Annotated in this window: 21 protein-coding genes; 8 read left to right on the top strand and 13 right to left on the bottom strand. The window is 46.9% G+C overall.

Translation table 11 applies throughout. From position 1 onward, the window contains the following. Positions 1-153 precede the first annotated feature (153 nt). The 4 genes from efeO (at position 154) to ADS79_RS22600 (ending at position 5,452) form a co-directional block, all read left to right on the top strand. Complete coding sequence (efeO, locus tag ADS79_RS22615; RefSeq protein ID WP_049740604.1) at positions 154-1,047, top strand: iron uptake system protein EfeO; 894 nt, start codon at positions 154-156, stop codon at positions 1,045-1,047. Between the two features lie 5 nt (positions 1,048-1,052). Further along, positions 1,053-2,330 carry an iron uptake transporter deferrochelatase/peroxidase subunit gene (efeB, locus tag ADS79_RS22610; protein WP_049740603.1) on the top strand — a complete coding sequence of 426 codons (1,278 nt, stop codon included), beginning with the start codon at positions 1,053-1,055 and terminating at the stop codon, positions 2,328-2,330. A 30-nt stretch (positions 2,331-2,360) separates the two neighbouring features. After that, complete coding sequence (locus ADS79_RS22605; protein WP_049740602.1) at positions 2,361-4,148, top strand: FTR1 family iron permease; 1,788 nt, start codon at positions 2,361-2,363, stop codon at positions 4,146-4,148. Positions 4,149-4,402: 254 nt separating this feature from the next. Continuing rightward, positions 4,403-5,452 (top strand): alpha-helical endospore appendage domain-containing protein, encoded by a 1,050-nt coding sequence (locus ADS79_RS22600; protein ID WP_049740601.1) that lies wholly within the window; start codon positions 4,403-4,405, stop codon positions 5,450-5,452. Here ADS79_RS22600 and ADS79_RS22595 read toward each other — a convergent pair. From ADS79_RS22595 to ADS79_RS22565, 7 genes are all read right to left on the bottom strand, one after another. Continuing rightward, complete coding sequence (locus ADS79_RS22595) at positions 5,449-6,126, bottom strand: hypothetical protein (protein WP_049740600.1); 678 nt, start codon at positions 6,124-6,126, stop codon at positions 5,449-5,451. The two genes, ADS79_RS22600 and ADS79_RS22595, sit on opposite strands and share 4 nt — an antisense overlap. Before the next feature lie 87 nt (positions 6,127-6,213). Next, positions 6,214-6,600: a DUF5071 domain-containing protein gene (locus ADS79_RS22590; protein WP_236700088.1), complete on the bottom strand. Its 387-nt coding sequence runs from the start codon at positions 6,598-6,600 to the stop codon at positions 6,214-6,216. A gap of 63 nt (positions 6,601-6,663) precedes the next feature. Further along, positions 6,664-7,455, bottom strand: coding sequence for a VanW family protein (locus ADS79_RS22585; protein WP_049740598.1), 792 nt, complete (start codon positions 7,453-7,455; stop codon positions 6,664-6,666). A gap of 277 nt (positions 7,456-7,732) precedes the next feature. Beyond that, complete coding sequence (locus tag ADS79_RS22580) at positions 7,733-8,206, bottom strand: 23S rRNA (pseudouridine(1915)-N(3))-methyltransferase RlmH (RefSeq protein WP_049740597.1); 474 nt, start codon at positions 8,204-8,206, stop codon at positions 7,733-7,735. A gap of 19 nt (positions 8,207-8,225) precedes the next feature. Beyond that, positions 8,226-9,005, bottom strand: a complete 780-nt coding sequence (locus tag ADS79_RS22575; RefSeq protein WP_049740596.1) for an AfsR/SARP family transcriptional regulator — start codon at positions 9,003-9,005, stop codon at positions 8,226-8,228. Between the two features lie 117 nt (positions 9,006-9,122). Next, on the bottom strand, positions 9,123-10,232 hold the full coding sequence (locus tag ADS79_RS22570) for a response regulator (RefSeq protein WP_049740595.1): 1,110 nt from the start codon (positions 10,230-10,232) through the stop codon (positions 9,123-9,125). Beyond that, positions 10,225-13,308 (bottom strand): hybrid sensor histidine kinase/response regulator, encoded by a 3,084-nt coding sequence (locus ADS79_RS22565; RefSeq protein ID WP_307725591.1) that lies wholly within the window; start codon positions 13,306-13,308, stop codon positions 10,225-10,227. The genes ADS79_RS22570 and ADS79_RS22565 overlap by 8 nt, the downstream gene beginning before the upstream one ends. A gap of 275 nt (positions 13,309-13,583) precedes the next feature. Here ADS79_RS22565 and ADS79_RS22560 point away from each other — a divergent pair, with 275 nt between their 5' ends. The 4 genes from ADS79_RS22560 to ADS79_RS22545 are packed head-to-tail and all read left to right on the top strand — an operon-like array spanning position 13,584 to position 17,056. Next, complete coding sequence (locus ADS79_RS22560; RefSeq protein ID WP_049740594.1) at positions 13,584-14,510, top strand: decaprenyl-phosphate phosphoribosyltransferase; 927 nt, start codon at positions 13,584-13,586, stop codon at positions 14,508-14,510. 27 nt (positions 14,511-14,537) lie between these two features. Next, a complete protein-coding gene (locus tag ADS79_RS22555; RefSeq protein WP_049740593.1) occupies positions 14,538-14,894 on the top strand; it encodes an SMR family transporter in 357 nt (118 codons plus the stop codon). Positions 14,895-14,916: 22 nt separating this feature from the next. Further along, positions 14,917-15,360 (top strand): divergent PAP2 family protein, encoded by a 444-nt coding sequence (locus ADS79_RS22550; RefSeq protein WP_049740592.1) that lies wholly within the window; start codon positions 14,917-14,919, stop codon positions 15,358-15,360. Positions 15,361-15,376: 16 nt separating this feature from the next. Further along, the gene (locus ADS79_RS22545; protein ID WP_049740591.1) at positions 15,377-17,056 is read left to right on the top strand and encodes a hypothetical protein; all 1,680 of its coding nucleotides are present in this window, start codon (positions 15,377-15,379) and stop codon (positions 17,054-17,056) included. A gap of 52 nt (positions 17,057-17,108) precedes the next feature. Here ADS79_RS22545 and ADS79_RS22540 read toward each other — a convergent pair whose 3' ends face one another. From ADS79_RS22540 to ADS79_RS22515, 6 genes are all read right to left on the bottom strand, one after another. Beyond that, on the bottom strand, positions 17,109-17,654 hold the full coding sequence (locus ADS79_RS22540) for a phosphoribosyltransferase family protein (protein WP_049740590.1): 546 nt from the start codon (positions 17,652-17,654) through the stop codon (positions 17,109-17,111). Between the two features lie 23 nt (positions 17,655-17,677). Beyond that, the gene (locus ADS79_RS22535) at positions 17,678-18,739 is read right to left on the bottom strand and encodes a SulP family inorganic anion transporter (RefSeq protein WP_049740589.1); all 1,062 of its coding nucleotides are present in this window, start codon (positions 18,737-18,739) and stop codon (positions 17,678-17,680) included. A 247-nt stretch (positions 18,740-18,986) separates the two neighbouring features. Then, a complete protein-coding gene (locus tag ADS79_RS22530) occupies positions 18,987-20,066 on the bottom strand; it encodes a glycosyl hydrolase family 18 protein (protein ID WP_236700060.1) in 1,080 nt (359 codons plus the stop codon). Between the two features lie 28 nt (positions 20,067-20,094). Continuing rightward, positions 20,095-21,852 (bottom strand): polysaccharide deacetylase family protein, encoded by a 1,758-nt coding sequence (locus ADS79_RS22525; RefSeq protein ID WP_049740588.1) that lies wholly within the window; start codon positions 21,850-21,852, stop codon positions 20,095-20,097. Between the two features lie 54 nt (positions 21,853-21,906). Continuing rightward, positions 21,907-23,766 carry a glycosyltransferase family 2 protein gene (locus ADS79_RS22520; protein WP_049741111.1) on the bottom strand — a complete coding sequence of 620 codons (1,860 nt, stop codon included), beginning with the start codon at positions 23,764-23,766 and terminating at the stop codon, positions 21,907-21,909. A 26-nt stretch (positions 23,767-23,792) separates the two neighbouring features. Beyond that, positions 23,793-25,109, bottom strand: a complete 1,317-nt coding sequence (locus ADS79_RS22515) for a nucleotide sugar dehydrogenase (RefSeq protein ID WP_049740587.1) — start codon at positions 25,107-25,109, stop codon at positions 23,793-23,795. Position 25,110: the final 1 nt, after the last annotated feature.

Raw genomic sequence — 25,110 nt, 5'->3', positions numbered from 1 at the left:
CACCGTTTTTTTGCTTCCAAAAATATCATCGAAGCCTTTTCCAAAAAAAGATTGCAAACCTTCCAAGAAAAGAGTACGTTATTTTCTGACTGATAATGATTTTTATTCTCGATATATAAACGAGCACTTATATGATAAGGGGATGTTTTCAAAATGAGTAAGCATTGGGTATATCCATTTTCAGCAATGGTACTTACTTCTTCCCTGCTACTATCCGCATGCGGAAGTGCAGAAACACAAAAAGAAGAGAAGAAACCGGAAGCAGCACAGCCTGACAAGCCTGCTGCAACAGAACAGCCTGCTACGGCTTCTGCAGTTAGTCCTGAGCTGCAAGCCTCTATCGATGAATACCAAAAATGGGTAGTCTCCCAAACCGACCTGTTTGTTAAGGCAACAGAGAGCTTCACCAATGCAGTCAAAGCTGGGGATATCGAAAAGGCGAAAAAAGAGTACGCTCCAGCACGCACCTACTTTGAAAAAATCGAACCAATTGCAGAATCTCTTGGCGATTTCGACCCGTGGATTGACGCCCGCGAAGGTGATGTCCCTGATAACGAATGGCGAGGCTACCACAAGCTGGAAAAAGCCCTGTGGGAAACGAAGTCCGTTGCTGACCAGGAAAAAGTAGCTGACCAGCTGCTGCAAGACGTGAAACAGCTGCGTGTGAAAGTAGAGAGCGTAGAGATTGATGTTAAAATGCTCGTGACCGGTGCAGTTGAACTGTTAAACGAGGTTTCCTCCAGCAAAGTAACCGGTGAAGAAGAGCGTTATTCTCACACCGACCTGTATGACTTCGCTGCTAACGTGGAGGGTGCCAATGAAATCTTTAAAGTACTCAAATCCACTGTAGAAGCGAAGGATGCCGCACTGGCAAAAGAAATCGAGACACGCTTCAGCGATCTCGACAAGGCTCTTGCTCCTTATCGCAAAGATAACGGCTATGTTCTGTACACCGAGCTGAAGGAAGACCAGGTGAAAAAGCTGAGCCAGGCAATCGATGCCTTAGCTGAACCATTGTCCAAAATGGGAACAATCATAGGGGGATAACTAGGATGGATACGAAACGTCTCGAAGAAGCCGCCAACAAGAAAATGACTCGTCGGGACGCTCTGAAGCTTGCAGGGGTCGGCGGAATTGGTTTACTGCTTGGGGCTGGAGGAATGAAGACCTTTTTTCCAGCCACCTCCACAGCAAAGCAGGCTCCCCCTGCTCCATCGTCTGTTGATGGGACTATTCCCTTTTATGGAAAACATCAGTCGGGCATCACCACACCTATGCAGGACTTTATTTGCATGGGTGCTTTTGATTTAACAACGACTTCCATTGACGATGTACGCAAGCTATTTCAGAGCTGGACGAGTGCAGCAGCGCGCCTAACAGAAGGCAAAAGCGTCGACGATGAGAGCGAGAACCCTCATCTTCCGCCAGTAGATACAGGAGAGAGCATGGGGCTTGGTTCCATGCGGATGACGATTACCTTTGGCCTTGGTGCCAGCTTTTTTGATGAGCGCTTTGGTCTGGCTGGCAAGCGGCCTGCTCCATTGGTAGATTTACCGCGCTTTAACAGTGACGAGATTCGCAAGGAATGGTCTGGCGGAGATATTGTCGTACAGGTCTGTGCCAACGATCCGCAGGTTGCTTTTCATGCGTTGCGCAATCTGGCAAGAATTGCTCGTGGAAAAGCAGTATTGCACTGGCTGCAGGATGGCTTTCAGCGTACAAGTGCAGCAGATCCGTCCGGTTCGACGCCACGCAATCTCATGGGCTTCAAGGATGGGTCCAACAATCCGCAAGTCAGCGACGCCAAGGTAGCTGACGAAATTGTATGGGCACAGACCGAAGACAATCCAGCCTGGATGGCAGGCGGCAGTTATATGGTGATGCGGCGAATTCGCATGAGGATCGAGGTCTGGGACCGCTCCTCTCTGGACGATCAGGAAAGCACATTTGGCAGACATCGTCAGTCTGGTGCACCACTTGGGAAATCCGGGGAATTTGACGAGCTAGAGCTGGATCGAAAAGACTCTGCTGGAAAGCCAGTCATTCCAGCCACTTCTCACATTGCTCTCGCACATATGGAAGGCAAAATAAAAATTCTTCGCCGTGGCTACTCCTACTCCAGTGGGATGGACGTCAAAACAGGACAACTTGACGCCGGACTATTGTTCATCTGTTTTAACCGTGATCCGCGCAAGCAGTTCATACCGATGCAGCAAAAGCTGGCAAGCGTCGATCAGCTTAATGAATACATCACTCATGTTGGCAGTGGCCTGTACGCATGCTTGCCTGGTGCAAATGAGGGCGGATACATTGGCGACAAGTTATTTTAAACCCAAAATCGGGGATGGAGTGAACACACCTTGAAACGCTATTTGTTCATCATCTGTATGTGCTTCCTGCTGGTGACGTCCGGCCTGCAGGCTGCTCTGGCTGCTACTCTACAGCCCGATCAGCTCAAACAACTGATCGCCCTGTCCAGTGACGCTTTGATTAGCAGCGGAGACCAAAATTGGGACGAAGCCAAAAAGGCTGTAGCCGATATGAAAACATTGTGGGACCAGAATGCAGACGAAACTTCTGTGGAAGCAACGGCTCTGGGAACAGCTATTTCCGATGCACAGCATGCGCTCTCGGAAGTTGCTGCAAACCCACAGGCTGCTACCGCTGCCATTTCCAAACTGGCAAAGGCAACAGACCGCTTTGTAACAGCCAAGGAAGACACGGGACAGCCGAAGGAAAAAGCCCATAAGCAAATTGCGGCCCTGCTTCCCCACCTGCAAAAAAGCATGACGGCTATCACCAAGCAAAATTGGGATGAAGCAAAGCAAGCCTACAACAGCTTTGTTACAGGCTGGTACAAGGCAGAGAGTCTCGTCCGCAACGAAAACACCTCGGTATATGGCGACATGGAAATTAAAATCAGTGGCGCTCGGATTGCTCTAAACACAGAGCCCCCTGATCCGCAAAAAAGTACCGAAAAGATGCAAGCACTGATCATAGCCGTCGAGGACTACCTTTCCGGTAAAGCCGTCCAAAACGCTGAAACAGCTCCTGTGATTGGGGACCAGCCATCTATCGCTTCACTCATGCAGCTTTTGGAATCCGTCGAGTCTGATATCGCCAAGCAGGATGCCGATAGTGCTGCAAGCAAAATGGACACCTTTATCTCCACATGGCCATCTGTAGAGGGCGTCGTAATGACCAAGTCGCCTGAAACGTATAGCAGTGTCGAGGCGAAAATGGTTTCTATCCCGACCTTGATATTGTCCAATCCTCCAAAGTGGGAAAAGGCAGCAGGTCTGCTCGCAGATATGAAAATGGAGCTGGAACCGTATACAACAGCTTCTTCCTATACAGCCTGGGATGCTGGACTGATTTTGTTTCGTGAAGGTCTCGAAGCCATTTTAATTATCATCTCCCTCCTCACCTTCCTGAACAAATCAGGCAATGCCCACAAGCGCAAGTGGATTTGGTCCGGTGCGGCAGCTGGTATGGTCGCTTCCGCAATCCTTGCCGTTATCTTGAGTATCGTCTTTTCCAACCTGTCAACTGGCAGCTCGCGTGAAACCATCGAGGGTGTGACGGGACTCATCGCCGTCTTGTTCATGATCACAATTGGCGCCTGGCTGCACAGAAAGTCAAACCTACAGGCATGGAACCGTTTTGTCGAACAGTCCATTGGTGCTTCCTTGGCAAAAGGAGCTCTGTGGTCACTTGCTTTTACCGCCTTTCTCGCTGTTGTACGCGAAGGTGCGGAAACGATTATCTTTTACATGGGGATGGCAGCTACGATCTCGATGACCGATCTGCTTGTAGGGATTATCGGAGCACTCGTCGTCCTGGCCGTGATTGGCTACGCCATCATCCGACTTAGCACACGGATTCCGGTTCGCCCGTTTTTCCTCGTTGCTGGTCTTCTGCTTTACTACATGGCCTTTAAATTTGTGGGCGTCAGTGTTCATGCGCTTCAGGTTACGGGACATCTCTCGGCGCACAGCTCTGATTTCTTGTTCCACATACCTACTCTGGGCATCTACGCAAACTGGGAAACGACCGTGCCGCAGGTTATTGTACTGGCCATTGTCATTTTCAACATCATCCTCAATACGCGTAAAAAGACCGTCAAACCGATTCCCCAAATCAACTAGTGTTCTAAGTAAATAAAGTTGTAAACTGCCCCCAATAAATGAAGCAGCGGTGACCTAAGACCAGAAATAAAGTCTTAGACTCACCGCTGCTTTATTATGCCCCAATGTACATACAAACACATTTTTCAGGTTTAATAGACCTATTCGTGTACGGATGAAGAATGATTTCATATGCTATTGTAGTTTTTTGCTGCTTATTCGCATTCACCATTGAAGGGTCGGATGAAGAATTTTCAAAATAGGAGGAGTTATTGTTGTCACAAGCTAATATTCCCAATATTACGCCTACTATATCCATATCGAGAGATGATGCTTTAAACTTACTGTTATCCTCAATTGCAATGGAGGAATTAGGCTTAAGCCATATTCTCAATGCAGAAGGGGAAAAAATTCAATTTGCTCTCGGTACATTGCCAGGCGTAACCTCGCCACCAGCAAGTATTAGTGAACTTATGCTCATCAATGAAAGTGTCCGAGGGACGATAAATGATATAACGAAAAAAGAAATATTGCTACAATCCAAATTAGAAACGGTTTTGTCAGCTCCGTCGTTAGTTGGTCCTACCGGGCCTACAGGACCTACAGGAGGGGCTGCTGGGGCTACCGGCGCTTCGGGGGCTACCGGCGCTACTGGGGGTACTGGCGCTACGGGGGCCACCGGCGCTACTGGCGCCACCGGCGCTACTGGCGCTACCGGCGCTACGGGGGCTACCGGCGCTACGGGGGCTACCGGCGCTACTGGGGCTACCGGCGCTACTGGCGCTACTGGCGCTACTGGGACTACCGGCGCTACCGGCGCTACTGGCGCTACCGGTGCTACCGGTGCTACCGGTGCTACTGGCGTCACAGGGGTAACAGGGGTAACAGGGGTAACAGGACCGCTGATCACTTCCAATTTTGCCATAATAGACGGAGGCTTTGAACCAGCGCCGATTCCTCCAGGAGGAACTGTGCCATTTAACATGGAGCCAGTTATTAGCGGGACATTGATCACGCAAACGCCGCCTTCGCCAGACATCATGCTTGCAGGTGGACATAGCTATCTGGTCAATTGGGAAGCATCGGAAATAACAATAACCTTACCACAATCTGCATCCATTCAATTCATATTGACATTGAACGGCACCGAAATCCAATTCAGCTTTGTTTCAGCCCCTCCGAATTCGCCAGTTGGTATCCATACATCAGGGACGATGATTGTGACCACCCCGCCAGGACCGGATAGCGTGCTGAATCTGGTTAATACTTCTACGTTCCCGATAAATAACTTGGGAGTAACGTTCACAATCGTAGCAATCACTTAATCTGGATTTTCATCTGCACCTGGTATAGATATTTCGCTCTTGATAGAAAGAACCGACATGGGGAGCACTAGAAGCTTAGCTAGTGGCTCCCCTCTTCGGATTCGACATTCCTTCAAGGGTTCAAAAGCCAGCGGCAAGCCTAATCTCTCTTGAACTCTTGTTAACGTAGGCCCGTGCAGCATGCCCGGGTATATGATAAAGCGCCCGTCTTGCGTTTCGATTGGTTGTATAAGGATGAAGTGGTTTTTTGGAACTTCTACGCTCCAGCCTTGTCTCCATTCAAAGGTTCCTTCTCCATTCGGAAGCAGCATGGGATAGTACAATCCGTGGTATTTGTACTCGTGAATTTTATACCAACCTGCGGGTGTCACGCCGATAATGACATCTTCTTTATGTACCCAATCCTCCATAGGAACCATATGCTTGAGACGCGCAAGCTCTGTTAGATTCTCAATGGAAGTCTGGATTTCCTTTACAGGCTGTATATCAATGTCAACCGGGCAGTGAATAGTCCAACCTAACTCCTTCGCCTTCCGGTATGGCCAACATATGCCTTTGACGCGCCTCGTTTTGATCCATCTAGAGCTATTATCAGGCCATCTTGTATCCGCAATTTCTTCATGAGCAGGCAATATTGCAAAGTCCAGCAGCTGATTAAACTTTATACTGATCATAGGCTACCTTCTTTCTTAGAACTGCCATTCGTGATGAATCTATGCATGGATACAAGAATTTATGAATGTGCTAAATCGTAGAGAATTCTATTTTTTCCCTATGATTTGCAATGTTTCTCTTGCTAATAAGTGAATTTCTTCAAGAATTTCTGACGGAGTAGGGTTATCTGCAATTTGTTGAATGGTATCCCTAACAAGAAGAGACGATTCTTTGGATAATTCTCTTATGAGATATTGCAGCAAACTAAATTGCCACTGTGGATCTCCACTCCTCAATGCCTTCTCAATATGCGGAATCAAAATATCCCCATATTTAGGAAGGACCTTCGTTAACTCATTAGCAACAGGCCAATTAATATCTTGCAGCCATTCGAATAATTCAGGCAAAATCTCAGAGATTTCTTCTGCGGAATGTTGTTGTAATCTCCAAATGGAATCCAGATCATGTTTATCCTTCGGGATAAGATCCCTCATACTCAAAAATCTCACTCCTTTCTCAAATCACTCCAGCTAGATAACAATATGGACATGAATTTCTCATCTTTGTATTTCATACTTCACTTCAGAATAATTGTGAATCATTAATTCTCGCTGTATAACATTCCCGGTTCGTTTATCAATGACCCTTCTCCATATCTCGTTTTCTCTAAAGTTCTTTCCTTCTCTATGATGAAATTGATGATTTCTTTCTTCCAAATGATAGGAAAATGGTAATTCGTTATCACAAAATACAATGCCTTTTAGATGTTGGTCGGTTAACCAAACATGAAATTGAAACTTGTGATTGGTGGGATTACAGAAACGTAAATCTATGTAATTATAAAATACGCTTGCACCACTTCCAAAAGGTAGGACTCTCTGCTCATCCGGAAATGGATCAAAACTATGATGATGTCTTTCTTCAATTTCTAATGGTGTATGTAAGGCAAGCCAAAAAAGCAAATTAGCTAATTGACATAACCCTCCCCCAACACCCGTTTTCACTTCACCTTGGGATAGCAACAATCCATCAATATATCCTTTGCTTGCTCTAGGCTTCCCAATTAAATGCCAAAAAGAAAATGTTTCACCTGGCTTTATTACAATACCGTTAATGGATTTTAAAGCGATGCTTACATTTGTAATTTTATTTTCCTGTAACACAGGATCGGATGTGCCTAACTTTCGCCTTAAGAGAGATTGATGACGTTTTATCACATAGGGAAACGGGTCAATCGTTCTTTCTCTCGCGAAATTTACGAAAACATTGCAAATCGCTCTCTTTATGCGAAGCTGAAGGATTCTAAGTCTATATACCAAAGGTAATTTAACTAAGACTTGTTTTATCATTAGCAGCCACCTATTACTAATTGATTTTTGCGTGCAATGGGGTTTCTGATAGAAAATATACCACATCATGTAATCTGTGCTGGATCTCCTTTTTAGCAAACAAACATCCGATCACGGCTAAATTGCGACCGTTTATGATTAACCTATGCTAACCGTTAGCTTGCTGATGCAATGTCCCTCTAAGACAATATTTATACAAAAAAACGCAGCTATTGCATGATTCATGCACATCGCTGCGTTTTTTGCATGCTGCTTCCACTCCCGCTGCAAAATCATGTTAGATGGATTCCCCCAAACTAAGCTGGAACGCACGATATACGCGCTCAAGCAATACCAGTCGCGCCAGCTGATGTGGAAACACTTTTTGAGAAATGGTCAGCTGCTCATTGGAACGATCCAGTACAGCTTCTGACAAGCCCAGAGCTCCAGCGATGACAAAGGCAATCTGACTCTGTCCCTTTGCCGACAGTCTCTCCATTTCATTGGACAGTCTTTTGGGTGTCCACAGTCTGCCCTTCATCGAGAGAGCCATGACGTAATGCTCTGGGGTTAGATGTGACAAAATGCGTTCCCCCTCATCGTTTCTACGCTTCTCGATGTCAGCGGCTTGCATCTTGTCTGACAGCTGTTCTTCCGGAATTTCAATGATTTGCATTTTACAGAAGACAGACAACCGGTTGCTATATGCCTCAATCCCTGCCCGCAAGCTTTGATCCTTCATTTTTCCGACAGTCAGCACAGTCATTTCCATTTTCCATACTCACTCTCCTTTACAACAAATAAGACTCGACCCACTCGCGAATCTCTTTCGGAAGCTCCTCCCCTTTTTCCATTTGATAGAGGGACGAAAACCATGTGAAGTGTCTCTCCATTTTCTGCAACTGACTGCTGCGCGCATATAAAAGAAGCATCGTCAGGTTCATTTCCTGATGCAGGGGATACATGGACAAATAATTGTATAGTCTCCGTTCTGCACGCTGCCATCTTTGTTCATCCATATCTCTTTGCAGCAAATGCCGGACAAGTGAGGTGTATTTCTGGCCATAGTGCTTCACCAGCGGATACTTCCAGCTGTAATTTCTTCTCTCCAGCAATGGACCTTTGTACCGATCACACAGTTGTTCAATCGCATCATGATTACTTTCTCGTTGCAATAACGATAAATCAAACCTTTGAAAAGCAAGCAAATCATAATCCTTACTGGTTGTTTCCAAAACGTATCCATTACTTTGTTTTTGTATGTCGACCGCCAGTCCATGCTCCTTAACCATTTTGATTAGACCGTTGATCGTAATGTGTAAGCTTTGCTTAACTTGCTCGCTATCTGTGATTGCCCAGATCGAGTCGACCAAGCGCCACTCACTCATTGCCTCACCATGGTGACAAAGCAGATAGGCAAACAACTCCTCCATCTTTTGTGTTGGCCAGTGGATGGGCTGACCTGTGCGATTCCGTACTTCGAACTCCCCAAAGCAATTGATGGATGCTGACGCACTTTTCTCTACTGCGTAAATTTCATCTTCCTTCTCGACAATCACAGCCTGAAACAACTTTGTGCCTCCCTAAGATGATTACGACATCTGTGCGATTTATTCGAATTCTAGCAAAACGGTCTCACAAACTTCTCTCAAAAAGAAAAAGGCAGAAAGAGTAGTCTCTTTCTGCCATCACGTATTCTCTCGCAGCCATTCTTGTATCTCGAGGGGTGGTTCCATTCCTAACTCTAGCTGATATGCCTTTGCGAATTTGGCATAATGCAGAGAAATTTTTTGTTGCTGTCCGCTTCGAGCATAAATGTCCATCAATCTTACGTTAAATTCCTCGTGTAAAGGGTACATTGATAAGCATGTATCCAGACGCTGCTCCGCACGCTGATAATCGAGGGCAGCTAGATCATGTTCTAGCAGGCTGCGGACCAACAGCGAATACTGCTTGCTAAATCCCTCCTCCAGAGAGGTTTTCCAGAGGTAATCCTTTCGATCCAGCAGGGGGCCCTTGTACATCGTGAGCAAATCCTCAGCCTTACTCAAGCCCTGTGCTTCTGTTAAAGAAGAAGCATCAAATTGCTGAAAAGCGAGCACATCGTACGTCTGTTCCAACGTTAGCAGCATATACCCTTCACTTGTCTTTTGAATATCCATACCGAGGCTTTGCTCTTTCATCAGCTTTTTTAATCGGTACATCGTATTGTGCAAATTATGTGTCGCTCTTTCCTCATCCATCTCTGACCACAGCAGATCCATTAAGTGCCATTTGCTCATATCACGCTCTGGATAGCAAAGCAAGAACGCGAGCAGCTCCTCGGTCTTTTTGGTAGGCCACCGAACCGGAAGACCCTCTGGATTGCGGATTTCGAAACCGCCAAAGCAAGCAATGGAGGCCCGGCTAACACTCTTTACGCTCCCTTCCATAGTTGGAAGCTGCTTCATTAGGCGTTGGGTCACTCTTTCAATTGCAGCCGGGGTGACGGGCTTCAGGATATAATCGACCGCATGAACCCCAAAGGCATCGAGGGCGTACTGCTTATGCGCTGTTGTAAAGATGATTTTCGTCTCTCCGCATAGCTCGTTGATTTTTTGTCCCAGTTGAAGCCCGTTCATTCTCGGCATTTCTACATCAAGAAAGGCCACATGGGGGCAAAGATCGGGAAGACAAGCCAACGCTTCCAGTGGAGAGGTAAAGGCTCCGACAATCGTATAATGCGGGTTTTGTCCAATGACATATTTCATTAAATCCAGAATCGGTTGCTCATCTTCCACGATCACTACCTTAAACAAATGTGTCCCTCCTCTCCGTTATCACTGCTTCGGCACCTTCCTTATTGATCGGAATAAACATCGTTACTTTTGTTCCATGTCCCAGCTCAGAATCGAGTGTAAATACGGCACCAGGGATGGACTCAAAGCGCTTCCGAATATTTTGGATACCAATGCTGCCACTTTTTCGTACTCCCTGTGTCATTTGGTACAGGAGGTCATCTGCCATTCCGACACCATCATCCTCAATCACGACCTGGATATAGCCATCTCCCTCGCGAATAATCAGCGTGACCGTACCACGATCATCCTTTTCAAATAGACCATGCCGGATCGCATTTTCTACAAAGGGCTGAATGCACAGCGATGGAATTTCCACATCCAGCAAGCTTTCATCTACGTACTCGACATACTGAAGTCTCTCTCCAAACCGTGCTTTCTCGATTTCGACATACGCCTCGATCAACTCCATTTCCCGATAGAGCGGAACAAACAGTCTGCTCCGATCCATGTCGAGGATATAGCGTAAATACTGACTGAGCATAGACAACAGATGCGCCGCCTTTTCGCCATCCGTGTAGCAGAACGATACGACACTGCTCAGTGCATTGTACAGAAAATGCGGCTTGATTTGCGCTTGCAGAAAAGCCTGCTCATTGCGAATCGCCTCGCGAATCGAAGTCTTCATGGCGAGCAAGGTTTGGATCCTGGCGATCAATGTCTCGCTATCAAACGGCTTGGTTACATAGTCATTGGCTCCCGCCCTGTAACCAAGAGCAATATCATGTGGCGTGTCTTTAACCGTCGCAAACAGAATCGGCAACTCGATAATGGAATAGTGAGTGCGCAGCATGCGGCACAGCTCAATTCCGGAAACTCCCGGCATCATCACATCCAAAATCACCAAATCGACTTTGGAACCATGATTCATTTTGGTCATGGCTTCTTTGGCCGAGAATGCCGTAATCACATTATATTTATGTTTTTTTAACATCTGCAGCAGGGTGTGTATATTGGAAGCCTCATCGTCAACGATCATAATCGTTTGATCGTACTCGTGCAGCAGGTCCAGTGATGAATCTGAAGAAACAACCCGCTGTTGATGCGCATCAGCCGCTGCTAGCTCACGACTAGCCTGTGTCATGCTGGCTTTCGGCAAGCCAAACATCATCCGCGTTCCTTGTCCGATCACCGACCAATCTACACGAATGTCACCACCCATTTGCTCGACAAGCTTACGGCTGATAAACAAGCCTACCCCCATGCCTGTATAGCCATCTTGTGGCAATGGGGCATCTACTTGCTCGAAATACTCAAAAATGGTCTGGTGCTGATGACTCGCTATCCCTGTTCCCGTGTCCTCTACATAGATGACTACACCCGCGTCCGTAACGCTCGACTTTACTTGAATATAGCCCTCTTCTGTATGCTTGATGGCATTTTGCACGAGATTGTACATGATTTGACGCAAGCGGTTCTCATCCGCATAGACGCATACGTCTGCTTCTACGAGATTATCCAGACGCACATCTTTTCCCAATAGCTCGAATTGCAAAACATCAAAAACGAATTGCGTCACCACGCGTACATCTACAACCGTCAGATTCAGCCGCAGCTCCCCATGCTTGAGCCTGGTCACGTCAATCAAGTCGTGTATCAGCATCGACAGCTTGATCGACGTGTCCTTGACCAGCCACAGATTTTGCTTTTGCTTGGCAGAAAGCGTATTTTCCTCGTCATCCAGCAAATGTGAGGTGATGTTCAAAATACCATGCAGCGGCGTCTTCATTTCATGCGAGGTATTCGTCAAAAACTCATCCTTGAGCTGATTCGATATAGCGAGCTGATGCGAGAGTGTTTCCGTTTTCTCATAGGCTGTAGTGAAACGTACGGCTAACAGAATGTTGTACAAGGTAATAAACGCAATAAAGCACATTTTTCCGATCAAATCGGTAGGAACGATATTTTCCGAATACAAGATTCCGTCCGTTAAAAAGATAAGCAAGGCTCCACTGGCACTAACAAATAGCATGACTTCTTTTCGTTTGGACGGATCTTTTTGACGGTCTTGATTCAGGAGATAGATCATTCGCCCAATAATATACAAAAAGAGAATCTCTAAATAAATCAGAAACAAATATTCATACTCGCTATGAACCGGATACGGCAATACGATGATTCCGAGTAGATAGATGGCCAAGGGAGCCATGACTTGCTTTATTCTTTTGACGCTCATGACCCTGCGATCCATGAAGTAGAACATACCCGTCATCACAATAGCACTCAAATAAACGCTGAAGTCCTGCATCTTGTATGCAATCTCAAACGGAATCATCGGCAAAAAACGGAGCAGCACCTTTTCCCCGTAAATAAGCTGCCCGACCATGATGATGAGCAGATAGAGGCCGCTTAGCAAATACGCTTTTTCCTTCATGCGCAGGAAGTAAAAATTGAGATGGTAAATCCCCAAAATAAGGAGCACGATCACCGCACCAATATCCGTACCGAGCTGTATTCCGCTCAGCATGGAGATATCACTATGCAATCCAAACTGAATCGAATTGATGATTCCACCCGTGATATACATATAGTTGGCTACTTGAATAATGATCTCCACTTCACGCGTATCGGTATGAAAATAGGTACTGTACGGGGTGTTTCCTGGCTGATGCAGCTGGGGGCTGGCAGCAGGGCTCCCACTCGCTCCCTCTAATCGACCATTGATGTATAACAAATGCGACATGCGAACATTCCGCATTTTGATGCCGTATATGGCATCCGTGTTCTCCACCATTACTTTTAGCCGATACGTTCCAAAACCCTTTCTGGACATCCCACCTGCTTCCTGCTTTCCTTTCCACGTCCCAGGCACGGTCAAATAGGTGACATCCGCACGTCTTCCCTGTTGAAAATCAGCGGGGGTAAGCAGCTGTCCCTCATAAAACTCCCACTGTCCATCAAGACTAACCAATCCTTTTTTGTGGAAATCCCAATCCGATAGGTCCAGTACCCCCCGCTCCGCTGGTGGCGTGTCCTTCACAGGTATGGTTTGATTATAGATGCCGTAAAAGGTCAAGATCGAGACCAAAAAGAGCAAGCAGATTCCGAGAATTTTTAGGTATTTCCACGTTTTAATAGAGAATCACCATCCCACCAAACACGAGTCCATTCATGCTATCATTTCACACTCACAAAAAACTCACAAGATGCCTTCTATCCGTCTTATTTGCAAGACTTCCAAGCATCACAAACAATCCTACTTGATGCCCTTTTATGAGTGACATTTTGTGTTACCATATATCAGGTGTAACGTTCTTTTGACATTTTCCGTCATCTATTACGGTATCAGATTCTTTTTGAATGGAGAGACATATGGGGGCAACATCTAATTCGGTGAAAGTAGACGTCAACGCCAAATCTAAAGCGGCACAACCGATCGTCCTACTGTTAATTCGCCAACTCCGTCCACATCAATGGACCAAAAATCTGCTTGTTTTTGCCGCATTGCTATTTTCTCTTCACAAGGTCAGCCCTGGCTTGATCGTTGAATCGACGGTGGCCTTCCTGCTCTTTTGCTTTGTGTCAGGCTGTGTCTACATCTTGAATGATTTTGTCGATATCAAAAACGATCGCAATCATCCCGAAAAGCGTCTTCGCCCGATGGCATCAGGAGCCTTACCTCCTTTGTTGGCCCTCGGCTTTGGTGCGGTGCTTTTAACCGGATCGCTCTTTTCGGCCTTTTACTTCGATCATCTATTTGGTATCGTTCTCACCATTTACTTTCTGATTAACATCGCCTATTCACTGAAGCTCAAGCACGTAGTCATTCTCGATGTCATGATCATCTCTGCCGGATTTGTGTTGCGTGCCATTGGTGGCAGCTTGATGATCCAAACGCCCTTTACCCCGTGGTTTCTGCTCTGCACTATGCTTCTCGCGCTCTTTCTCGCGATCAGCAAAAGACGTCATGAGCTTCACCTGCTGCAAACGGAAAAAGGAACGCATCGTAAGGTCTTGGACAGCTATTCGTCCGAATTGTTGAATCAACTCAATACCATTGTCACCTCAGCAACCATCATTAGCTATTCGTTGTTTACCTTTACCTCGGGCCGTACCATTCAGCTGATGTGGACTATCCCCTTTGTGATCTTCGGGATTTTCCGCTATCTCTATTTAATTACGATTACCGACAAAGGGGGCAGCCCTGAAAAAGTATTGATTCAGGACAAGCCGATTCTCATTACCGTACTGCTTTATGTCATCACGGTGGCCGGGATTATTTACGCTTTTGAAACATAATTGCACAGATAGGTTGTGGATCCAGCTATGCCATCACTCGTCCTTATCATCATCTCCGTGATCCTCAGTGCATGCGGACAAATCGCCATGAAGATGGGCGCATCCTCACTGGGTGGAAAAAATGAGATGCTGTTGATGAAATTCCTGCATTACTTTACGAACCTGCCGATTATGGCGGGCCTCGCGCTTTACGGACTTTCTGCGTTTATCTGGATCGCGGCGCTGGAAAAAGTGCAGCTATCCTACGCGTATCCAATGGCGGCGTTAGGGTATGTCCTCGTAGCTGGGCTCTCGTTTCTCATTTTTCATGAGCCGATCTCCCTCATGCGAATGGCTGGTCTGGCGATTATCGTAGTTGGTGTCGTCGTCATTGCACAGTCGTAATACCCTCTAAAGGAGTTTTTCCATGTTATATGCATTAGCGCCGTTTATTGGCTGGTTCGTGTCAGGCGTCATCAAGTTTTTGATTCATTATCTGCGCTTTGGAAAAGAAGCCAGGAAAATGGTCGGCAATGGCGGCTTTCCCAGCACACATACAACCGTTATGGTCACGACCGTTTTTCTGATTGGATTGCAGGAAGGATTTACTCACCCGATTTTCGGGCTTGGAGTAGCCGTCACGTTTATTATTATCATCGATGCAACTGGTTTGCGCAGGGCAGTGGGCAAGCATGCTGCGGTGCTGAATCAGCTTGCGGAAAAACGCTCGGATGGGGCAGCAGCAAAGCCGCTTCGCGAAAGCATGGGACATACACGGTGGGAAATTGCAGGAGGACTGGTTCTCGGCATCCTGCTCGCAACACTACTGCATCTTGCTTCTCAGCTTGTCCCCGGAATACTTGGCTCGTAGACAGGAGATCAGGCAAATGAATAGCCGTACAGGTACGTACTCGTTTTTGATCGGGATGACCTTGCTATTGTTTACGGCAGGCATCGTGCTTAGCACGTCGATCTTGTTTTTACTTGGCATCTGGGTATCCGTCATTAGCTTTTGGCTGTCCGCAGTCGCTGCACTTTCTTGCCTGGCTGGCGGATTGCTGTTTTTCGTTTCTTCTCATCGGTTGAAGTGGTTTGGTTTACTTCTGGTCGGCTTGGCTGTGATTGTCGGGAGCAGTTGGTATATAAGCGCCAATACGTTTGATCTCTCCTTTGATGGACAGACGTATCATCAGGAAGCCATAATTCTGTTAAAGGAAGGCTGGAATCCCGTTCATGACAGCCCACTTGCTTCGCGCAGCTCCAAGCCTGTTGAACAGATGGATCACAAGGAGGTTTTGACTGCCTTTCATCTCTGGATCAATCATTACGCCAAAGGTCCGTGGATGCTCGATGCGGTCATGTACAAAGTAACCAATCAGATTGAAACAGGGAAAATGTTTAATTCTCTGTTGCTTGCAGCTTCTTTTTTTCTGAGCCTGGCAGCCATGCTGACTGCCTTTCCGGTAAAAAAGGGGAGAGCTTGTCTCCTTTCTTTCCTGGCCGCTTTCAACCCGGTTGTAGTCACGCAAGCAACCTCCTATTATATTGACGGTCAGCTCGGATCGCTTATCCTCATCATTTGTGCGCTTGGCTATTTGTTATTCAGGGAGTATCGGGGCTGGGTTTTGCTGACGTTTTGTGCATCGCTCATGCTGCTTGCCCAAATCAAGTTCACAGCCCTGGTGTACGCCGTTTTGCTCGGATGCGGGCTGCTGGTTCTCTTCTTTTTCTACGATTCTCAAAGAAAATGGAAGAGTCTGCTCGGGTGGCTCTCTGTTAGCTTGTTCATTACAGTCTTGATCGTCGGGTTTAATCCATACGTCACCAATACGCTTTCAAAAGGGCATCCTTTTTATCCGTTGTCGGGGAAAGGTGCGGTCGATATTATGACCTCAAACAGCCCTCATAACTTCAAGGAAATCAATGCACTGCAAAAGCTGGGGACGTCGCTGCTTAGCAAGTCCGAGAACATCGCAACACCAAACGACACGAGCTTCAAATGGCCGTTTACCGTTACCCTTGATGAGCTACAGGTGTTTTCCGCACCAGATGTACGCATTGCCGGGATGGGTCCGCTTTTTGGTGGAGCATTAATAATCGGCTGCTTGATTCTATTGCTGTTGCTCGCCTCTGATAGAGTGAAAGCAAAGCCCTTCTTGATCGTCAGTGCGCTTTTGCTGCTTACTGTACTCATCAATCCGGAAAGCTGGTGGGCACGCTATGTTCCGCAGCTGTGGCTCATCCCACTCCTGCTCGCGACTGCCGGATGGGAAGCGGACAAGCGGGTAACCCGCTATGCAAGTACAGCGATGGTTGTGATCCTGACGGTGAATATGCTGCTAGTAGGCATCACGCATAATGCTGGGCAAGTCTCCACCAACAACTATGCGAAGCAGCAGCTTCAGGAGATCAAGAATAGCAATAAGACGCTGATCATTGATTTTCATCACTTCAGTGCGATCCGCATCAGGCTGCAGGAGGCCGGAATTCCGTATGTGGAGCAAAAGATTGAGGACAAGAATGCAAAGGGGATTGTGGCTTCACGAGCTGTCTATCTCTTGAAATAATCATGCAAAACGCCCCTTCCGAGCATTCAGAAGGGGCGTTGCTTATTGTCGACTATTCGTGTGGAAACAGTGGAAGCTCCTGCAAATACAGGATGTCGGTACGCTGGGCTGCATCGCCCTCAGCCAGGATAGCCGCTCTCGCAACTACATTGCCGCCCGCCTGCACGACCAGATCCTCGATTGCTTGCAGCGATTTTCCTGTACTGATTACGTCATCGATGATCGCAACTCGCTTGCCTGCGATCTCTCTGGCATCTGCTCCATCGAGGCAAAGAATTTGCTTCTTTTGTGTGGTAATGGACTCTACTTCATTAATCAGCGGCGTGTCCATATAGGGCTTGGTGCTTTTTCGTGCGACATAATACTTTTTCATCTGAAGGACGCGAGAAACTTCGAAAATGAGCGGAATGCCTTTTGCTTCCGCAGTAATCAGCACATCTACCTCTGGCAGCTTTTCAGCCAGCAGCGGGGCAGCAGCTGTTATCAGCTCTGTGTCTCCCAGAATGACGAAACTGGCGATGCTCAAATGGTCTGCAATCGGCATAATCGGCAGTTCACGTGTAACTCCTGCCACCTCTAGTGTATACGTCTTTTCCATGGTGCTCCCTCCTGTTTTCATCCTTACATTCCAAAGATGCTAATCAACACTCTCATCAGCAAGCCTGCCAGCATTCCGAAGAACGGATCGGAAATTGCAGTCACTACCATCGTCATACCGCCAACCAGCCCAGATGAAGGATCTCCTGAGGTCAAGGCAGCCGTAGCGTTTCCTGGAACCGTTACGATCGCTCCGAGTACAAACAAAAATCCGGAAATTGATTCACTCGGAATATAACGTCCGATCTTTGGCAGCAAGCCAGCAAACAGGATTGCTGCCATCAATACCATCATCAGTACACCTGAGGCAACCGGGTTTGGCGCACCAGATGTAGCGGAAATAATCGCCTCTACCGGGGCACCCCCGAACAGAGCTGACACCATATCCGCCACGCTGCTAATTACACTAAGCGTATCGATGTTTACATCCGATTTTGCAATCTCGCCGTTAATTTGACCAAAAGCGATATTGGCACCGATATTCAAGCAGACCATCGCCATCGCTCCACGCAAAATAGCCGGAGAAAACGTCAGCTTTTGCAACACGAGGCGATCGTTCGCTAGGGGCTTGATGGCACTGTCTTGCTTCAGCACAATCGCAACGAGACTGGAAAGCAGTACGGATACGGTAACGGTATACACCAAATCCTTGGTCATGAAATACGTAATCAAGCCTGTAGCCATCGAGGTAGCACCGACTGGCATATTGTTGCGGGCCATGTCCCAGGACACACGAGCCAGCATGATCCCTACACCCGCCATCATCCCGTTCGTAATAACAGGACCAATGAAGTCTACGATTTTTTCCAAAAAGCCGAACAGACCGATAATGGTCATAATAATGCCGCCAACAAAAATCATCGAAAGTCTTTCTCTCATGCTTTTGCCAATCGTTCCCGCCAAGGCAATCGTCTCAGCCTGATACGAAACGACAGCCACGGAGCCAGTGATCGCATTACCTGCCGCACCAATGAGGAAAGCCAAGGCAGTAGGTACAGATGCAAAACCCAAAGATAGCGCGAGCAGACCTTGCGGCAGGCCGTTTAATACGACGCTGAGTGCCGCAATGATGTCTTTCCATTCCATGTTTGTCTTCTCCTTTTGTTCAAAAACTCGAATATAAACGATCATTTTTCACAAGTGTTAAATTAACACAAAACACGATCTTTTTCAAATGGTAATTTAATATTGTTCGTGTTTTATTGAGTGTGCATTATTCTTTTATACCTGCGCCTAATTTACTTCACCATAATTCGAACATTACTATGTACAACCAACACAAAAAAAGAGGACGACGCTTTTTCTGCGTGTCCTCTGATTCTTTTTCTGAGACTTATTCGTTGACATAATCCAGGACACCTTGTCCCAGATCCCCGAGTCTCCATAAAGCGATCTTATCGTATCCAGACTTTCTCGCAACACCAATCCATTGTGACAAGGTGACCTCATCTGCATACCAGACAGTGTGCGTGACCCCGTCCTTGTCCACATATTGAAAAGAGAGACTGCCACTTGCTTCATCACGCTTTGGAGGCTCCAGACCGCTTTGAGCGAGCTGTATGGCCTGCTTTTCTGTAACCGAAGTCACTTTACCCGATTCTGACCAGTCAAACCCGCCAAGCGCCAATGCAATCATGTTTTTGCCCGGGACCTTTTTTAAGCGATTCGCCAGCTTTTCGATAAAGGCATGATCAGCTTTTGGTCCTGGTCCCGTTTTGGTGCCGTACAAATTATAAGCCATCATGACATATGTTGGGCCCTCTGGCAGCGAAATCTCCTCAATTGGCGTACGCGGCTCCAGGACAACGCGCAATGTTTTGCCCGCCGCATGCAGCTTGTAGTACAGCTCCCGATAAAACACGATGACATTGTACCAGTCTTTGCGATCAATCTTTTCATAATCGATCTCGACACCATGAAAATTATTTGAAATGACCGCATCCATAATTTCTTTGATATGCTTCTCACGGCTTTCATCCGTTGCCAGCAGTCTCGAGACGATTCCAGGGTCCTTTTGTACCTCGGTTCCGTCTTTATTGATACGGTCGTTTACAATCGTCAAATCGACTTTGACAAAGCTGCCCTGCTTGGAAATATCATGGATCACCGGCAGTGCCTGTCGAAATTGATCGGTAAAAAGCAGCTTGTCCGATTCATCGAAATAGGCTGCAAACGCCTGAACGCTGGACAAGCCATCTGTCATGCTGTTGAAGTCCGCTGTCGCTTCCTGCCACTGCCAGTCCACGACCCACGCGGTCAGCTCAAGGTTTTTCTTTTGTTCCGCTGCGTCCACTTTTTTCAAGCTATTTGGGTCATCTCCATTCTGAAAATACCACGCGACCATTCCACCGAAGATCAGTAGCATTGCTGTCAGGATCACACCACGCCTACCTACCAGATTCGTTTTTGACACCTGGAACTAATCTCCTTTGCTGCTTTATTTAGAAGGTGTCGATCACCCAATCGATAGAAGCATCAATCGCATTCTCCACTCCCGCCACTACAGCCTGGAATCCAGCGTAAATATTCGTGAACAATACCGTTTCTTCAGCTTCCTTGGCTCCCGGTGAAGCTATCTTTACATCCGTAAAGACGCCATCGTAAATATCGTCTTTTTTGTTCACTTTGCTGTGTTCAGCTTCCAACGCGACGCCGCCTTCTATCGTACTGTCGATCTTCTGGTCGTCAAGCAGCACATCCTTATCAACCATTACACGCAAGGAGTCCCCTTTTACAGCGATCTCCAGCTGTCGTGTGTTTTGAATATTGATCGGATACTCTTCCATTTTTGGAGCACCAGATTCACCTTGCTCCCTCGTGTAGACCGACGCCCGATCAAAAGACAAGTCCAACGGGTTCCATTGCACGTCGCTTAATTTAGTCGTGAACAATTCCTTTACTTCACCCTTTGGCTGCTTTTGCTCTACGGTCAGCTTATTATCATGCAGAACAATCCGAATAAAGCTGTCCTTGAGCCGATCGTAACGAACATAAATGGTCTGCTTGCCAATCACATTCCCTTCCAGCTTGGCCGAAATGTTCAAATCACCGTGTCCGGCACTATTTTTTAAATATAACATGCCAGCAGCACCAGGAGGTGAGGTTAATGCAATTTTGTTTTCGATAAATTGCGCTGTTCCACTATATCGATCCCATTGTCTCGCGTACTCTTCATCACCACGTACGAACTTCATCTTTTGACCGGTATCATGCTGGATTCTCATCAATAAATGGTTCGTATACCAAAACGGAGCTGGCTGCAGCCTCGTCAGATCGTACAGATTACTTTTGCTGTCATTGTAAGCATTACCTTCCCGATTAAAATGCATGTTGAACAGCTCTTTGATGTTCACATCATTTGCATCGGAAACCAAACGATTCATCCCGTCATACAACGTATTGGCATGCATGATCATATAGACACCTGGTACGAAGCCAAGCTGATTGGAGTAGATGTCTTTGATTTGCTTGTAGTCGGTATGAATCCGCTCTTCCATCTGGTTTCTGTCTTCAATCGGAATCATGTTGTGATCCCGGATAAAATCCATCAAGTAGTGATTGTAATAACCGACCTTTGTTTTATTCGACAGCTCGCCCTCATCCTTGACCCCGATAAAACGCCCTTCGTTATCAAAGACGTTAATGTAAGTCAGACGATAACCATTCGTTCCCATTTCCCAGAAGCCGGATTTCATCATTTTCAGCATATCCTTGGGCTGGAGGAACTTATTTTCGCTGTTTCCCATCTTGTTAGCATAGGAAAGAATCGTTGCTTTGTAGTTGTATTTCTCCAGTGCAGGCTGGGCAAACAAGCTCGAATCGTTGCGTCCATCCTCAAAGGATAAGAATAAGGCCTTGTCAGGTAGCGGCTTCTTGTTCTTGTAAAAATCGATGATATCCTGTTGGGAAATCGTAACGTAGCCCTGATCGTAGAGTGCTTGAAGCTGCTCATCCAAATCCTTTTTGGCGATTAATTTTGGCGTTCCTGAACGCCCTACACCAAAGTACGAGAGGGCAATAAACCCCTTCTCATTGTTCCAGCTCGCTTGAACCGGTTCATCGTATTTCACAGCATTAAAAATAATGGTGTATAGCATGATACCCAAGGCTAGCAAGATCGCGGTTTGCGTAATCGTTCTGATGATTTTCCTGCGATCTTTCTTACGATAGTCAAGGGCAGTATTTTGTTTCTTCTTCATAACTCCTGCCACCCTCACTCCCTGTGTCTTCCATTCCCTTTGCGAAGTACGAAACTAAAAAGGTAAGCTGATCCCTTTTTTCTTTTGCTTACGCGCTTCTTTTTTCAGTCTTGCTTCGACATCCTGTGGTGTTTCGCGTGTCCCCCACGTCGATTTCCAGAAGGTTACCCAAGCGACAGGCATCTGCCAGAGCAAAACAAACTCATAGAAGACACAGAAGACGATTCCGAATAGCCATAGCTTGCTCTTGCGGAAAAACAAATGCGCCAGGCTCATCAGCAGCGCCATCAACAACAGCCCCATCAAAAAGGTGCCCGGGAAAATATGATGGACGAGTGGTACGTAGCCCAGGTTGTAAAGAACAACGATAGGTGCAGCGATCGGTACAATCAGTCCAATGTAGAAGAAAAGGGCCATGAAAGGTTCTTTACGCCAAATGAACGCGCCCGCGCGTAGTGATTCCCGTAACCAGGAGCGCTTCCAACGCATCTGCTGCTTCAAAAATACACCCATATCAGAGGGAACAATCGTGGAGCAAATAGCAGAATCCTGATAGCCTGTACGATGGGTTTTCAAAATATAGTTCGTCATGCTTCGGTCGTCCCCGAAGGTAGCTGGTTGTCCGAGAAACTTTTGGTTTAACCACGCTTCTGAGTGCTCGAGAATGAGCTCTTTCCGATAACAGGATAATGGTCCAGACAAACAGGTTACGCTATCAAACCACGATTCCGCTGCCTTCATGATCCGGAAGGCAATGTAGTAACGAACGGTTTGCAGCTTGGTAATCGTATTGGTGAATTTGTTTTCTACGTCAGTACGCCCAGCTACCCCGCCCATACGCGGGTCTTGGAACGGCTGTACCAGATTTCGGATCGCAGTCGGCTCCAAAAAGCTGTCTGAGTCAACGAATACAACGAGATCATGCTTCGCCATTTCCACACCTTTTACCAGCGCGACCCGTTTCCCACCGTTTTCAGGCAGTACATGCATTTTCACCCGTTCTTTGGTCATATAGCGTCCTGCCTCGCTGTGAATCATCGCAATGACTTTTTCGATCTGTTCTACAGACTTATCCGTAGATCGGTCATCGACCACGATAACCTCCAGCTTGTCGATCGGGTAGTTCTGGTTCACACAGCTCAAGATCGTCCGGTGAATCCACTCTTCTTCATTGAAGCAGGGGATAATAATACTCACACCGGGCGTATAATCTGGATGAACGGGCACGTCCCGGTACAAAGCTCCGAATAAGTAGCGCGTCAGCAAAAAAGCAGCCGCAATCAGACTGTATAAGTACAAATAAATATTGTATTTGAAATAAATAATGCTCTCGGCGCGCATGAGCATAACGAAAAGCGCGGCTACGAACAGCGAAGCACTCGCCATATAAATCGCGTAGCCCCACCGCTTTCTCTGAAAATAGTCAGTAAGCGGCTTGGAAAATTCAAAAGCCACCATCGTTTTTTCCTGCCCGTCCTGCTCGCGGGTGAAAATGCGTACCACCTTCGCATCGAGCTTGACGGACGATTCAAAACCCTCCGGCATTGTACCGGGCGGGATATCGCATTGAATATTGAGGATACTGTCAACTTGCAGGCCTTTTACGGGAACTACCAGCTCAACGAGCAGACCCGACGAGGAAATATCGACTGCTTTTGCCTTGATCCCGTTCTTTGCCGATTGTCTTCTTGGTACCAGAATCACCTCAAAATCGGCCATATAACGCAGACTAAGCAAGCGCAGCCGATTTATGTACTCGGGATCTTCCTGATCACCGTTCTGTACGTCCTCTTTTACGCCCCTGCGATCGACCTGGACGCGAATATTCTCCGGGTCAGGTACATTTGAGAGGATACGCCGATCTGCTCTGGAAACCGTCAGGATCTCTACAATTTTCTTTTTCTTCTTCTTCATCACTGTCGCTCTCTCCAATCGATTTATTACAAGCTCCAGTAATAAAAACCGTTGTTCTCAAACTCTTTTTTCTTGTAGATCCCTTTGATGTCGATCATCACTTTTGTTTGCTTCTCCCCGAACCATTTTTGGAAATCGGCGATCTTCATTTCGGCAAAGGGAGCATGGGGAACCGCGACGACCACGATATCCAGATTATGAAGAGATGACATGTCTGTAAGCTCGATGCCATACTCAGCGTAAGCTTCCTTCGGGTCCACCAAAGGATCGACAACAAGCGGAACAATGCCGTAATCGTTTAGCTCTTCGATAATATCCGTTACCTTTGTATTTCGTATGTCACTGCAATTTTCCTTGTAGGTTAATCCCAAAAGACCAATTCTTACTTTCGGAACATCCAGCTTCAGACGGACGAGCAGCTTGATAATTTGTTGTGCCACATAGACGCCCATCCCGTCGTTAATATGTCGTCCCGCCAAAATGATCTTGGAATGATAGCCACTGTCCTCTGCCTTATAGGTTAAGTAGTAGGGATCGATGCCAATGCAATGGCCACCTACCAGGCCCGGTGTAAAAGGAAGAAAATTCCATTTCGTCCCAGCGGCCTCAAGCACAGCTTTCGTTTCGATGCCCATTTGGTGAAACAGCATCGACAGCTCATTCATGAAGGCAATATTAATATCACGCTGGGCGTTCTCGATCACTTTTGCAGCCTCGGCAACCTTGATGCTATCGGCTTTGTACACACCGGCTATAATCGCCAGCTCGTATACTCTGGCAATCGTCTCAAGTGCCTCCTGATCAATCCCGGACACGATCTTGACGATGTTTTCCAAACGGTTGACCTTGTCACCTGGATTAATTCTCTCGGGGGAGTAGCCTACCTTAAAATCGTCCGGGCAACGCAGTCCAGACTCGGCTTCCAAAATGGGGATGCATATATCCTCCGTTACACCTGGATACACCGTTGATTCGAAAACAACGACTGCTCCTTTTTTGAGCTGTCTACCTACTATTCTTGTGGCGCTTTTCACAAAGTGGAGATCCGGTACATTCCCGCTTTTCACAGGGGTTGGAACCGCGACGATAAAAAAGCTCGCTTCGCCAAGTCGGGTTTCATCAGCAGTAAACTCTACCGTGGACCCATTTGCCAGATCGTCCTCACCCACATCCTCACTCAAAAACTTTCCGCTTTGATAAGCCTCTATCTTTTTTTGATTCACATCGAAGCCAATCACATCTGCCCGTTTCGATAATGCTGCTGCTATGGGTAGCCCCACGTATCCAAGACCTACGACCGCAATCTTCTCCTGCCTGTCCACAATGGCTTCGAATAAATCCATA

Source organism: Brevibacillus reuszeri, from assembly GCF_001187725.1.
GTDB lineage: Bacteria > Bacillota > Bacilli > Brevibacillales > Brevibacillaceae > Brevibacillus > Brevibacillus reuszeri.
This window is presented reverse-complemented; position numbering and strand designations above follow the sequence as displayed.